The sequence below is a fragment of the Micromonospora saelicesensis genome (genome assembly GCF_900091575.1).
GTDB classification, from domain to species: domain Bacteria; phylum Actinomycetota; class Actinomycetes; order Mycobacteriales; family Micromonosporaceae; genus Micromonospora; species Micromonospora saelicesensis.
Genome location: NZ_FMCR01000004.1, coordinates 119,215 through 132,596, shown reverse-complemented (window position 1 = coordinate 132,596; position 13,382 = coordinate 119,215). Strand labels below are relative to the sequence as shown.

The window sequence follows — 13,382 nt, the reverse complement described above, 5'->3', positions numbered from 1 at the left end:
CGATGTCCCTCAAGAGCTTCTTCCTCGGCACCCACCGCCTCAAGCCGCTGCATATCGAACTCAACGGCTCCCCGGACCGGCTCGCCGGTGCTCTGCACGGCCTGGCGCACATGGTCAACCGCCGCCGCGACCTCAACGGCCAGCAGATCTGCATCACCCTGACCGTCCGCGACAACGGCAGCGGCCGATGATCCGCGAACGCGCCGAGTCCGGTGTACGGGTGCTGATCCTGCTCGCCATCGGCACCATGGCCGGTGCCGCCGCCTTCACCCACGTCCACGACCTGACCGTTGCCCACGGGCAGCCCGACTGGATCGGCTGGGCCAACGCCGTGGCGGTCGAGCTGATGGCGATCTACCTCGGCCTGGAGATCCGTGCCCGCCGCCGCGATGGTCGACCCGTCGGCCTGGTCGGCGTGCTCCTGGTCGCGTTCGCGCTGCTCTCCCTCGCAGCCCAGGTCGCCGAAGCCGAACCGTCCGTCTGGGGCTGGATCGTCGCAGCAGTCCCGTCGCTGGCCTTCCTCGCCCTGGTCAAGGTCGTCCTATCCAGCACCCCCGCCGCCCCGCCGGCACCCGAGCCCAATCAGCCGCAGGACGATTGGTACGACGAGCCGCAGCCTGTCGAACCCACGCCGCCGGCTCCGGTGATGCCGCCGGCATCAGCCGCGGTGCTGCCTCCGGTCGGCGTTGTCCAGTCCAACCGGCCCCAGGTCGTCGGGATCATCCGATGACGGCTCCGACCCTGCCCGGTCTCGAACCTGCCCCGACCCCGGTTGCTCCTCGGCCGGGGTCGCGGGCGGCCCGCATGGCGCTGCCCCGTTCGATCGACGAGCTCAAGGACATCGCCATCGAGTACGGCGTCTGCGTCCGCCCGCTCGCCATGCGCCGCACCGACCTCGACAGCGGCCTGACCGAAGTCATCGACCTGCCCTGCGGCGCGACCCGCGAGGACAAGTGTCCGCCGTGCGCCAAGAAGAACCGCCGGCTACGGCAAGCGCAGATCCGCGAGGGCTGGCACCGCGACGACGAACCACTACCCGGCCCGGAACCCGCAACCGAGGCACAGAAGTCCCTGATCCTGTTCCGCGCGCACCTGGAGTTCTCTCGAGACGAGGCCGTACGCGCCGCGCAGTGGGACCAGGTGACCGACCTCGACGAGGCAATCCGCGAGGTAGAGGAAGCCATCGCCGCTGAGGGCCTGCGCGGGCGCGTCGGACCACCTCACGCCAGCGACGACGAGGACCAGGACGATGAGCCCGGCCCACGGCGCAAGCGCTCCACCAAGCGGCGCCAGGATGCCCCCGAACTGCCTCGGCGCAAGGTCGAACGGCGCACCGTCGGCAAGACCTACACCGCCCCGGACGGCTCCACCTACCAACCGTCGATGTGGCTCACCCTCACCCTCGACTCGTACGGCCCGGTCCGCCCCGACGGCGCCCCCGTCAACCCGAACCGGTACGACTACCGCCGCGCAGCCTGGGACGCCGTGCACTTCCCCCGGCTGCTCGACCGGTTCTGGCAGAACCTCCGTCGGTGCGAGGGCTGGAACGTCCAGTACGCCGGCTGCGTCGAGCCGCAACGTCGCCTCGCCCCACACGCGCACTTCGCCATCCGGGGCACCATCCCTCGCGACGTGCTCCGCACCGTGGCGGCGGCCACCTACCACCAGGTGTGGTGGCCCTCGGTCGACGTCCAGCGCTACAGCCTCGACCGGCTCCCGGTTTGGGACGAGCAGGCGGCGACATGGGTCGACCCCGACTCCCGCGAGCCGCTGACCACTTGGACGGAAGCCCTCGACGCCATCGACGACGACCCGGACTTGGAACCGGTGCACGTCGTCCGGTTCGGCGCCCAGGTCGACGCCCGCGGCGTCATGCCCGGCACCGAGGACGCCGAACGGACCATCCGGTACGTCACCAAATACATCACCAAGCACACCGGCGACTGCCACAAGGCAACCACCGACCGGCAACGCAAGCACCTCGACCGGCTCTGGCAGCAACTCCAGCTGACCCCCTGCACCGACCGGTGCGCCAACTGGCTGCTCTACGGCGTCCAGCCCAAGAAGGCACACGCCAAGCTCAAGCCCGGCCGCTGCAAGGGCAAGGTCCACCAGCGCGACACCCTCGGCATCGGCGGCCGGCGCATCCTCATCTCCCGCGACTGGTCCGGCAAGACCCTCGCCGACCACAAGCACGACGCGCGGGCCTGGGTCCGGGCACTGCTCGGCGTCACCACCGACGGCACGCAGCTCGTGGACGACCAGGGCGCCACCACCGAACGGGTCCGGCACGCCTGGGAGTTGGCCCGGCCCGATGACCCGGACGTCGGCCCGATGACCCACCGGCTCATGCGATCGATCAGCGAGCGCGCCCGCTGGCGCTCCGAGCTGCTCGCCGCCAAGGACCGGGCGGCGCAGGGGTCTTCAGAACTTTCGGCAACTCGGCACAGCGCACAGCACGACGGGGAGGAAACGCAGTGAACGAGGAGTTGTTGACCGTGCCGGAAGTGCTCGCCGAGCTGCGCGTACCGCGCTCGACCTGGTTCTACTGGCGGCAGACCGGCAAGGGACCACGGGTGATCAAGCTCCCGAACGGGCAGCTGCGGGTCCGCCGGTCGGCGCTCGGTCGGTGGCTCGGCGACCTAGAGCAAGACGCCGCATGAAGAGCTACGAGGTCCAGATCTGGGAGATCGCCAAGCGCGCGGACCGGAAGGCTCGGCCGTGGCGGGTTCGGTGGGCGGTGAGTGGACAGCGTTTCGAGGACATGTTCCGTACCAAAGCCCTGGCGCACTCGTTCCGCGCCGAGCTGGTCCAGGCGGCCAACGCGGGGGAGCCCTTCGACCCGGCCACCGGCCGCCCGGTCTCCGAGGCCAGAACCAAGAACCCCACCACCTGGTACGGGCACAGCCGGGCGTACGTCGAGATGAAGTGGCCCCGGGCGGCGGCCAAGACCCGGCGCTCGATCGTCGAAGCGCTGACCTCCATCACGGTGACCCTGACCCGGCCGACAAAGCGGGGCCGACCCACTGACGCTCTGCTCCGCGAGGCGCTGTACCTCTACGGGCTCAACCCCCGCCGCTGGTCCGACGAGATCCCGGCCGAGCACGCGGCGGCGCTCGCCTGGCTGGAAACGGCTTCGCTCCCGGTCGTCGAGCTGGACTCGCCCGCGATGGTCCGCCGCGTCCTCGACAGCCTGTGCGTACGCCTCGACGGCAAGCCTGCGGCGGCCTCCACCGTCCAGCGGAAGCGGGCCACCTTCTACAACGTGCTCGGGTACGCCGTCGAGCTGGAGCTGATCGCCTCCAACCCGGTCGACCGGGTTCAGTGGACCGCTCCCGAGGTTGCGCAGTCCATCGATCGGCGGGTGGTGGCGAGCCCGGCCCAGGTCGCCACGTTGCTGGAGGCGGTGAAATCTCTCGGCAAACGAGCCGACAAGGTCACCGCGTTCTTCGGCTGTCTCTACTACGCGGGGATGCGTCCCTCGGAAGCCGCGGACCTACGGCGGGAGGACTGCGACCTCGCCGGCCGGTGCGCCGACTGCGGGGCCGACTTCGACGACCTGGCGGCGGTCAAGCCTTCCCGGTCCTGCGACCACGAGAAGATCGAATACCGCTGGGGCCGCCTGGTGCTCGCCTGCACCTCACCGCGCGCCGGGTCGCACTGGACTGATGATGGCGGCTCCCACGAGCGGCGCGGACTCAAGCACAGGGGGAGGGCTGAGACTCGGACGGTCCCGATCCCGCCGCGGCTGGTCGAGCTGCTGTGCACGCACGTCGAGAATCACGGGGTCGGCCCGGACGGTCGGTTCTTCCGGGGTCTGCATGGTGGGCCGCTTTCCGAGTCGGTCTACGACCGGTGGTGGAAGCTCGCCCGGGAGAAGGCGCTGACCGAAGCGCAGGTTGCCTCGCCGCTTGTCCGCCGGCCCTACGACCTGCGGCACGCGGCGGCCTCGCTTTGGCTGAATGCCGGCGTCCCACCGACCGAGGTTGCCCGGCGCCTGGGCCACGGCGTCGCCGTCCTGCTCCGCGTCTACGCCAACTGCATCGACGGCGGCGACGACACCATGAACGACAAGATCAGCGATGCGCTCTCAGATGCGCCGGCGGTTCGACCCGGCAGAGGTGGGATTCGGGATCAATAGAGAGTGCGGTGCATCGTCGATCGAGAGCGGCTTGACCAGGTCGGGGACACTCGTAATCATGTGGCGACTATGTGTAGCTGGCTCAGCGTCGAGAGTCGCAGGTCAGGCGGGCGGTACACAGTGAAGGTGCATTCTGCCTGCGGTCGGGGGGTGGCAACGGCGGGCGCCCCGACCCTTGCACCAGTACGGCGATATCGAGACGGCGCCATATGGTTGACGCTCATCCCTCTGCTTCTGGCGCTGGTACTCGCTGGTTGCGACCCGGAGGGGGAGGGTAAGGGCAAGGTCAAATACAAGCCTGCGCTGCTGCCGGTGGCTCTGACAGTCGGTCCGGATGGCGTTGCGGTTGAGGGTGAGACGAGCATTGTCACCCCGATCGGCGAGTTCTCGATCGGAGCGGAGTACTCCCTCCCACCCCGAGATGGAAGCACGATCTACGTCCTGCTTCGTGACACCAAGAAGGGTGCCACCGGGTTTGACAGGGTGTTCAAGGTCCAGACCGGACGCGACCAGTTGACCGTGGTCGTGAACGGAACGACCACCATCCAGGTCAAGGATGGCCAGGTCTTGATCGACGTCACCGGCGGAGCCGTCAAGAAGATCCAGTTCAAGCGTGTGAATCAAGCGAACGTGAAGGAAGGTGGGGACTCGTACTGGTCCAGCCTCGGCGCGAAGTGGAGCCGGGGTTGGGACTCCTCCCTCTACAAGCCCTTCGTGTTCACCCGCTGGGCATACGACGACTCGACAATCGACAAGTGGTGCGGCCTGGGGTTTGTCTGGTTCCTGCTGCGCTTGGCGCTCACCCTCGTGCTGCTGCTCTTAGATCTGGTGCTGAGTTCGATCTTCTTGCTGGCGCAGATCGCCTATTTGATCTTCGGCTCGACTGGACGGAACGTTGTCTGGGGGATTGCCATCCTGCTGGCGGTCGTCGCGGTGATCCGCGGGTTCCTCTACTACTGATCTGGACGTTCTGCGCGTGGGCAGATGGTGGGCGGCCAGCACCTCCAACGGTGCGGCGGGATGAGAAGGAGCAGGTCAGCACGCCTGACGCGGCCAAGATCACGAACGCCCTGTAAATCCGTCGCGAAAGCTTCAGAGGTTCGAATCCTCTACCCGCCACCAGGTGCAGACACGGCCCCTGGCCAGCAGAGATGCTGATCAGGGGCCGTTTTCGTGTCCGGTCGGGTGCGCCGTAGCCGACTGCACGCAAGGCGCGATGACCTGTGCGAGCAGCCCGCGGGCCATGATCATTCAAGACGACGTTCAAGAAGTTCGCTCTTGGCGCTTTCACCGTGCCGGCGAGCGCGGATCCCCCCGGCCATCAAAGCGACCCTGCAACGAGGCGACCCTGCAACGAGGTGAGGCGGAGGGCGGTCAGCGCGGGTGGTAGACGACCGCTCTGGCGCCCGAGGCCGTGCGGACCGAGGCGGCGATGCGGCCACGGTCATCGAGGTCAACGACCTCGCCGTACATGCTGATCCCGGCGACGCTGAGGTCGTGCAGGACGCCGCGTCGCCACAGCGCCGGGCGGGAGCTTCCGTCGTCGGCCTGGGAGGTGGCCAGGATCTCGCCGCGGTTGTTGATCGCCCGCAGTGCGGTCGAGCTGCCGCCGAGAGTGCCGACGTCCAGGGCGCGGGTGTGCCGCCAGAGGATGCCGCGCGGGAACTGGTCAGCCGAGAACTGCCAGCCGATCACCCAGCCGCGGTCGTTGAGGGCGTACGTGTTGCTGCGGTTGAAGGGGCCGGCGCCGAGGTCGGTGACCCGGCCGCTGTGCCACCGGACGGCGTGGAAGCCGTCCGGTGGGAGGTACACCCCACCTGAGACCTGGCCGTGCTCGTTGATGTCGGACACCTCGGTGAGAGGCAGGGACCGGGCACGGCCGTTCGTCCACAGGACGGGGCCTTCGTCGGTGCGGCCGACAACCTGGCCGCGGTTGTTGATCGCCACGGGTATGGCGGACGGACCCAGCGGCCGCACCACACCGTGGTCCCAGACGTACCCGCCGGAGCCGTCGGCGGGGTAGCCGACGACCTGGCCGCGGTCGTTGACGTCGGTCGGGGTGAAGGCACCGAGATCGGTCATCCGGCCGTGACGCCAGAGGAATCCGCGGTAGGTGCCGTCGGCGGCCTGGGCGCGGCCGACCACGTCGCCGCGGTTGTTCATGGCGAGGGCGAAGCTGCTGTCGCCGCCGAGGGTGCCGAGCTCCACCATGCGGTAGCTGGGCACGAGGGCGGCGGCGGACGCGGGGGCGGCGGTTGGTGCGGCCGTCAAAGCGGCCGCGAGGAGAGCTGCGCCGAGGATGGATGGCATGGGACGGCCCCCTTCGGAGCGTTGCCGGGCGAACCCTGTGCACAGGGTAGGCGCATCCCGTCGGTCCGCCAGAGTGCCGTCACATGGCCGACCGCCTCGCCGTCCTGCCCACGAACGGCAACGTTGCTCGATGGCGCACCGATCGGCGGGTCGCACTCACGAGTCCCTTGTCGACACCGTGACGGGTGTACTGGCTGACCGGCGCCGGCACCTCTCCGCCCGGTGGCACTCGGATTTCAGGCGATTTCGGGCAGCGGCCCAGGCGGCCGGTCGGACCCGCCGCCGGTCTCGGTTCCGGTCGGCTGCACCACGTTCCCCGGCGAGGTCTGGGCCGCTCCGCGGAGCTGGGTCGAGGGGGCTACCCCGGCCTCTCGTACCTCAACGAGGTTGACCGCGGCGGCCACTTCGCGGCCGCGGCGGCCACTTCGCGGCCGCGGCGGCCACTTCGCGGCCGCGGCGGCCACTTCGCGGCCTGGGACGAGCCGTGTGGGGCTCGCCGATCGGTCGCGAAGGCTACAGAGTCTCGAACCGTCCGTCTGCGGCGGTGATAATCGAGAGACTCCGATCCTATGGATCCGAGAGGATTGTTGTGTTCAACTGGTCACCGGTTGCGAACCCGGCCAACCGGTGCCCATCGTCCTGGGGGAGTTTCGGTGGTCGGGAAGACGCGGCGCCGCCCATGCCTGCCGGCTTTGCGTTCGGGGCGGGCTTTGTTACTGGAAGCGGCATCCATGACGTAGATCCAAATTGTGGCTATAACTCGAACACGCATCATCTGCGCGTCTCCTGGGACGAGCCAACGACCTTGCAGGGCTTCCGTCGTTGAAGCGTTCGGGCCGGCTGGATGGGCCTGCGCTGCTCAGCCGTCCGACCGCTTTGCGGGCTGCCTCGTGTGTGGCACCATCGTGGAATCTTGCCTTCCCGACACCCCTGCCATGAGGAGCACACGATGTCTGGTCAAAGGCTGGCCCGGCGGGTCGGCATGGTGGTCGCAGCACTGGCTCTCGCTGTAATGGCAGGCGGGGCTTCCGGGAGTTTCGGGGAGTTCCAGGCTTTTGACTACGTCTGGACGGCGCCGCAGCACTAGTCGAGGCAGGTGACACCAGGGCCGTACCGGACGGTGTCGTCAGCTTCGTTCCCGGCCGCGCGTCCTTCGCAGCAGTGACCGGTAAGGAGTGGGATGACTGGCCGCCGGTCCGCGTCGGGTGGCTCGGGGTCTCCTCGGCGCCCGGCCCAGTACGCATGGTTCATCACCGGCCCGTTGATGTTCCTGGCCGTCGTCTTCTCGATGACGATCGGGCTGGTGACCCCGAACCGGCCGCACCCCTCCGGGTCCTGGGGGCTCGCCGCCGTCCTGCTGGGCGTGATGGTGATCGCCGGCCTGCCGATGCTGAACTTCGTCATCGGGCGGCAGTCCTTCGGCGTGCGGCTCGTCGAGATCCCGCTGGTGCCGGCGTTCGTCTTTCTTCCGCCGCTGATGGTCGTCCTGGTTTACACCCTCTCCACGCTGATAACCCACCTGCGGTACCGCTTCGGCGTGGAAAAACTGGCCTTCAACGTCGCCAACGCCGCTGCGGCCGTATCGCTGGCCGGCCTCGTGTTGCTGGCGCTCCCACCGGTCGTGGGCGTCGGACCGCGGACGTGGGGCGTGCTCTTCGCGTCCGTCGGTACCGTCGTGGTGTCGACCCTCGCCGGCGTGGCCGGGGTGATCGCGATCATGCACGGCCGGCACGCCGCGCTGGGTGTGCTGCGCAGCGGGTTGCCGTCTCTGCTGGCCAACGGTGTCAACCTCGTGGTCGGCTTGATCGTCCTGATCGCGGTGGACAGCACCTGGTGGTCGGCCGTGTTGATCGTCGTGCTCGGGGTCGCGCTCGCAAAGGTCTACCGGTCGTACGAGCAGTTCTTCCGGCAGCACCGGACGCTCGGCGACATGTACGAACTCACCAAGGCGATGACCGCCAACGGACAGAGCGGCAACCTGGCTGACGTCCTCCTCGGTCGGATCCGGGGGCTCATGCAGGCCGAGTACGCGACGCTGTGGCTGCCGGCCCAGGGGCGTCACCCGGAGGTGATGCTGACCGCGCGCGTCGACGACGCCGGCCTGTTGGACACGTCGCCGACGCCGGTGGTCGTTCGCGAGGAGGCCCGCCGTCAGCGCCGCAGTCTGGCCATGGGTGTTCGCCTCGGGGACGAGGAGAGCCTGCGGGGGTCGCTGCGCGCCACCGGTGTGAAGGACATCATCGTGGTGCCGCTCTACTCGGGGCAGGCGGTGATCGGCACGCTTGAGGTGGTCAACCGGCTCAGCGACGTCGGCCATTTCACGCCGGGCGACATTCCCGTCTTCGAGACGGTCGCCGCGCACGCGGCCGTGGCCCTGGAGAATTCGCGGCTGGTCGACCGGCTCCGGCACGACGCGCACCACGACACGTTGACCCGACTGCCCAACCGTCGGCGGATCACCGGAGCGCTGGACGAGTCGGTCAAGATCCGCGCGCCGGGCGAGGTGGTGGCGCTGCTGCTCTTCGACGTCGACGGGCTGCGCCAGGTCAACGAGTCCCTGGGGCACGCGGCCGGGGACAAGGTCCTCACCGAGGTCGCCAATCGGTTGCGGGCCAGCGCGCCGTCGTCGGCTCTGGTTGGCCGTGCTGGCGGGGACGAGTTCCTGGTGACGCTGCGGTTGGAGAGCGCTGAGGCCGCGCTCGAGTTGGCCGCCCAACTGCGTGACCAGATCCGCGACGAGATGGTCTTCGACGCGCTCACCCTCGACGTGAACACGGCCGTCGGGGTGGCCGTACACCCGGATCATGGCAGCGACGCGGCGACCCTGCTGCTCCGGGTCGACCTCGCCGCCACCGCGGCCAAGTCGGTGCCGGGCAGCGTGCAGCTGTTCAACCCCGCGCTGGAGTCCCGTTCACTGCGCCGGCTGGGTCTCGCCGGCGACCTGCGTCAGGCACTGGACAAGGGCGAGCTGGAGGTCTACTTCCAGCCCAAGGTGACTCTGCGGGACCGGCGCCTGGTGGGCGTCGAGTGTCTGGCCCGCTGGGAGCACCCGGCGCACGGCACTGTCGCGCCCGAGGACTTCGTGGCGGTGGCCGAGCACACCGGCCAGTTGAGCCGGCTCACCGAGGTGGTGCTCCGGGAGGGCCTTCGGCGCAGCCGGGACTGGGCGCTGGCCGACCAGCCGCTGCCCATCGCGGTCAACCTCTCGGCTCGTACGCTCATCGACCAGCACTTCCCGGACCGGGTCCAGGAGTTGTTGACCGAGTACAAGGTGCCGGCGCAGCGCCTCACCCTGGAGATCACCGAGTCGGGGGTGCTGGACGGCACGGACCGGCCGATCCCCACCCTGCAACGGCTGCGGGATCTCGGCGTACGACTGTCGGTGGACGACTTCGGCACCGGTGACTCGTCCCTGGCGCACCTGCGCCGGCTGCCGGTGCACGAGGTGAAGGTGGACCGCTCCTTCGTGCAGGGCATGGCGACCGACCCGGGGGATCTGGCGATCGTCAACGCGGTGGTCACCCTTTCCCAGCAGTTCGGCCTGGCGGTGGTGGCCGAGGGGGTGGAGAGCGAGCTGACCCTGGAGCTTCTCCAGGACATCGGCTGTGAGATCGGGCAGGGTTTCCTGTTCAGCAGGCCGCTGCCGTACGAGCGGTTGGCTGCCTGGTTCGGTGCCCAGGTCGAGCCGGAGACAGTCGCCAACGGGGAGCTTCCGCGCCTGCGTGTCGTGCCCTGAGCAGGGCGCAGACGATCACCGGGGATCCGATTTCACCTGTCGAGCCGGGCCGTGTACTCTTACTCCTGCGCGCCCCACGGGGAGATCGCGCAGGCCCCCTTAGCTCAGTCGGCAGAGCGTCTCCATGGTAAGGAGAAGGTCTACGGTTCGATTCCGTAAGGGGGCTCGAGGGTTCAGCTGGACCCATCGCAGCGGTGTAGCTCAGATGGTAGAGCAAGCGGCTCATAATCGCTGTGTCGCCGGTTCAAGTCCGGCCACCGCTACTCTCGTCTTCCGGGCTCGTTGCCGGTGGTCGTAAGAAAATGGGCGCTTCTGGCGCCCACTTTGCATGTCCGCGCTGTCAGCGTCTAGGCTGGCGCGTCGTAGTTGTTTCCGTTAGCGAGGAAGGCACTCCGCCGTGGCGAAGGCTACCGATGTCCGGCCGAAGATCACTTTGGCGTGTGTGGAGTGCAAGGAGCGCAACTACATCACGCGCAAGAACCGGCGCAACGACCCCGACCGCATCGAGCTGAAGAAGTTCTGCCCGCGTGACGGTCGGCACACGGTCCACCGCGAGACCCGCTGACTGCTGGCCGGCCTCAGGGCCGGCCGTTGTCGAAGCTTTCCGATCGCCGATCTGACCGGTTTGGTGCGGCTCCGCCGCCGCCTACCGATCAGGTCGGCGATTGGGCTTTCCGTGTAGGTTCGCGGCATGCCTCTGGACCCTTCCTTCGTCGGCCGGACGTATCCGCCGACCGCCCCCTACCAGGTGGGCCGAGAAAAGATCCGCGAGTTCGCCAGCGCCATCGGTGCCACCGACCCGGCCCACCATGACCCGGAGGCCGCGCGGGCGCTGGGCCACCCCGACGTGGTGGCCCCGCCGACCTTTCCGGTGATCGTGACGATGGCCGCGAGCAGCCAGATCATCGAGGACCCGGCCCTGGGTGTCGACTACAGCCGCCTGGTGCACGGCGACCAGCGGTTCGCGTACACCCGGCCGGTGGTCGCCGGCGACGAGCTGGTCTGCACCAACACCATCGAGGACGTCAGCACCAGGGGTGGGCACGGCTTCCTGACCACGCGCACCGACGTGAGCACCGTCGGCGGGGAACCCGTGGTCGCGGTCTGGGCCAGGTATGTCATTCGCGGGGAGGCGTGAGATGGAGTTGCCAGCACAGACGTTTCAGGTGACCCGCGCGGACCTGGTCCGCTACGCCGGCGCCTCGGGCGACTTCAACCCGATCCACTGGAGCGACCGGGTCGCCACCAAGGTGGGTCTGCCCGGGGTGATCGCCCACGGCATGTTCACCATGGCGCTGGTCGGGCGGGCGGTCACCGAGTGGGCCGGGTCGCCGGACGCGGTGGTCGAGTACGGCGTGCGTTTCACCCGGCCGGTGGTGGTCCCCGACGACGATCAGGGGACCGAGATCGAGGTGACCGCGCGGGTCCGCGAGGTGACCGAGGACGGTCTCACCCGACTCGAGGTGACCGCCACCTGCCTCGGTGAGAAGGTGCTGTCGCAGGCGCGGGCAACCATCCGGACGGCACGCTGAACCGAGCCCGCCACGCGTGGCGGAGAGACCGGTTGGGAAAGTCGGGCGGCTACCCGTACACTGGTCCGCCGTGGGGCAAGTGACCCCTGCTCGGTCGTCTGTGGCCGCGTGGGGCGAGTGTTGCCACATAGGGGTGTAGCTCAATTGGCAGAGCAGCGGTCTCCAAAACCGCAGGCTGCAGGTTCAAGTCCTGTCACCCCTGCGCCTCAGGCCTGACCGTTCCCGTGGGTCGCGCCGCCAACTTGGCGGCGTCCGGCCCGTGGTGGTGGCATCGGCGGGGTGGTCCGAGGCAATCGGGCCCTCCTGGTGATCCACCGGCCGCGGCCCGTCGCGGGACGGTTGGGTCCGGCCGGCGTGACCAGCGCCGCGTACGCCACTCGGCGTGCGACCCCAGATTCCGCGACGGAGGGCGAAGTGGCCGACAACAAGCGGCGCGACGACGACGGCGACGATCGTCTGGACGACGAGGTCGTCGACGACGTGGCCGACGACGACGCCTCCGGCGCGGACGAGCCGGTTTCCCGGGGAGGCACCGCCACGCGGTCCCGTGCCCGCGCGGAGTCGGCGGACAGCCGGCCGACCACCCGGTCGGAAACGGGTCGGGTGGGCGTCTTCGGCCGCATCGCGCGGTTCTTCCGCGAGGTCGTAGCCGAACTGCGTAAGGTCATCTGGCCGACCCGCAAGGAGTTGCTGACCTACACCGCCGTGGTGGTGGCGTTCGTCGCGGTGATGCTGACGATCGTGGGTGTGCTGGACTTCGGCTTCGCCAAGGTCGTGTTGTTTGTCTTTGGCAACTCGGACTGACCGGCTGCCTCCAGCCATAGTGACGGAAGTGAGCGAGCGTGCCTGAGTACGACGAGACCGCCGGACCGGTGGACGAGCAGTCCACGGTCGCGACGGCGGCTGGTGACGAGTCGGTTGAGGCCGCCAGCGAGCCGGAGTTCCCAACGACCGAGCCCGCACCGGACGAGGACTACGACCCCGTCGCGGAGCTGAGGCAGAAGCTGCGCTACGCCCCGGGTGACTGGTACGTGGTGCACTCGTACGCCGGCTACGAGAACAAGGTCAAGACCAACCTCGAGACCCGGATCACGAGCCTCGACATGGAGGACTTCATCTACCAGGTCGAGGTGCCGACCCGGGAAGAGATCGAGGTCAAGAACGGTAAGCGTTCGCAGATCCAGGCCAAGGTCTTCCCGGGCTACATCCTGGTCCGGATGGAGTTGACCGCCGAGTCCTACTCCTGTGTCCGGAACACCCCGGGTGTGACCGGCTTCGTCGGCGCGACCGACCGGGCCGACCGGCCCGCTCCGCTCTCGCTCGACGAGGTGCTGAAGTGGCTGGCGCCGGCGGTCGAGACCGAGCAGAAGAAGGCGAAGCCCGAGATCAAGGTCCTCGACTTCGAGGTGGGCGACTCCGTCACCGTCACCGATGGCGCCTTCGCGTCGCTGCCGGCCACGATCAGCGAGATCAACGCCGACCAGCAGAAGCTCAAGGTGCTGGTGTCGATCTTCGGTCGTGAGACTCCGGTGGAGCTCAACTTCAACCAGGTCGCCAAGATCTGATTGGTCGTCGGCGGCGGGCCCGGCCCGCCGCCGACGTCGGCGTACGCGCTCTCGCTCGACCTCGGCGGACGAGTGGGCTGCGGCCTGCGCTACTCTTG

General features: G+C 68.8%; 13 protein-coding genes and 3 tRNA genes. 15 read left to right on the top strand and 1 reads right to left on the bottom strand.

The window, feature by feature from the left end:
- Window positions 1-2: 2 nt before the first annotated feature.
- The 6 genes from GA0070561_RS18755 (at window position 3) to GA0070561_RS18730 (ending at window position 5,101) form a co-directional block, all read left to right on the top strand.
- A complete protein-coding gene (locus GA0070561_RS18755; protein ID WP_091402447.1) occupies window positions 3-191 on the top strand; it encodes a hypothetical protein in 189 nt (62 codons plus the stop codon).
- Window positions 188-730: a DUF2637 domain-containing protein gene (locus GA0070561_RS18750; RefSeq protein WP_091402445.1), complete on the top strand. Its 543-nt coding sequence runs from the start codon at window positions 188-190 to the stop codon at window positions 728-730. The genes GA0070561_RS18755 and GA0070561_RS18750 overlap by 4 nt, the downstream gene beginning before the upstream one ends.
- Complete coding sequence (locus GA0070561_RS18745; protein ID WP_091402443.1) at window positions 727-2,481, top strand: replication initiator; 1,755 nt, start codon at window positions 727-729, stop codon at window positions 2,479-2,481. The genes GA0070561_RS18750 and GA0070561_RS18745 overlap by 4 nt, the downstream gene beginning before the upstream one ends.
- Window positions 2,478-2,663 carry a helix-turn-helix transcriptional regulator gene (locus GA0070561_RS18740; protein WP_030329852.1) on the top strand — a complete coding sequence of 62 codons (186 nt, stop codon included), beginning with the start codon at window positions 2,478-2,480 and terminating at the stop codon, window positions 2,661-2,663. The genes GA0070561_RS18745 and GA0070561_RS18740 overlap by 4 nt, the downstream gene beginning before the upstream one ends.
- Window positions 2,660-4,141, top strand: a complete 1,482-nt coding sequence (locus tag GA0070561_RS18735) for a tyrosine-type recombinase/integrase (protein WP_091402441.1) — start codon at window positions 2,660-2,662, stop codon at window positions 4,139-4,141. Before GA0070561_RS18740 ends, GA0070561_RS18735 begins: the two co-directional genes overlap by 4 nt.
- 213 nt (window positions 4,142-4,354) lie before the next feature.
- On the top strand, window positions 4,355-5,101 hold the full coding sequence (locus GA0070561_RS18730; RefSeq protein ID WP_091402439.1) for a hypothetical protein: 747 nt from the start codon (window positions 4,355-4,357) through the stop codon (window positions 5,099-5,101).
- A gap of 414 nt (window positions 5,102-5,515) precedes the next feature.
- Here the strand turns inward: GA0070561_RS18730 and GA0070561_RS18725 are convergent, their stop codons facing one another.
- On the bottom strand, window positions 5,516-6,451 hold the full coding sequence (locus GA0070561_RS18725; protein WP_091402437.1) for a hypothetical protein: 936 nt from the start codon (window positions 6,449-6,451) through the stop codon (window positions 5,516-5,518).
- A gap of 1,180 nt (window positions 6,452-7,631) precedes the next feature.
- On the opposite strand from GA0070561_RS18725, the gene GA0070561_RS18720 reads away from it, so the two are divergent.
- The 9 genes from GA0070561_RS18720 to nusG all read left to right on the top strand — a co-directional run bounded on the left by GA0070561_RS18720 (window position 7,632) and on the right by nusG (window position 13,284).
- The gene (locus GA0070561_RS18720; RefSeq protein ID WP_091402435.1) at window positions 7,632-10,187 is read left to right on the top strand and encodes a putative bifunctional diguanylate cyclase/phosphodiesterase; all 2,556 of its coding nucleotides are present in this window, start codon (window positions 7,632-7,634) and stop codon (window positions 10,185-10,187) included.
- 93 nt (window positions 10,188-10,280) lie between these two features.
- Window positions 10,281-10,353, top strand: a tRNA-Thr gene (locus GA0070561_RS18715).
- Between the two features lie 24 nt (window positions 10,354-10,377).
- Window positions 10,378-10,450: transfer RNA gene (locus tag GA0070561_RS18710), tRNA-Met, on the top strand.
- Between the two features lie 134 nt (window positions 10,451-10,584).
- The gene (gene rpmG / locus GA0070561_RS18705) at window positions 10,585-10,752 is read left to right on the top strand and encodes a 50S ribosomal protein L33 (protein WP_007073056.1); all 168 of its coding nucleotides are present in this window, start codon (window positions 10,585-10,587) and stop codon (window positions 10,750-10,752) included.
- Between the two features lie 126 nt (window positions 10,753-10,878).
- Window positions 10,879-11,325, top strand: a complete 447-nt coding sequence (locus GA0070561_RS18700) for a MaoC family dehydratase N-terminal domain-containing protein (protein WP_091402433.1) — start codon at window positions 10,879-10,881, stop codon at window positions 11,323-11,325.
- A gap of 1 nt (window position 11,326) precedes the next feature.
- Complete coding sequence (locus GA0070561_RS18695; protein WP_091402431.1) at window positions 11,327-11,719, top strand: MaoC family dehydratase; 393 nt, start codon at window positions 11,327-11,329, stop codon at window positions 11,717-11,719.
- A gap of 129 nt (window positions 11,720-11,848) precedes the next feature.
- Window positions 11,849-11,921, top strand: a tRNA-Trp gene (locus GA0070561_RS18690).
- Window positions 11,922-12,133: 212 nt separating this feature from the next.
- Entirely contained in the window at window positions 12,134-12,523 is a 390-nt protein-coding gene (gene secE / locus GA0070561_RS18685; protein WP_091403530.1) for a preprotein translocase subunit SecE, read from the top strand.
- A 38-nt stretch (window positions 12,524-12,561) separates the two neighbouring features.
- Window positions 12,562-13,284 (top strand): transcription termination/antitermination protein NusG, encoded by a 723-nt coding sequence (nusG, locus tag GA0070561_RS18680; RefSeq protein ID WP_091402429.1) that lies wholly within the window; start codon window positions 12,562-12,564, stop codon window positions 13,282-13,284.
- Window positions 13,285-13,382 lie beyond the last annotated feature (98 nt).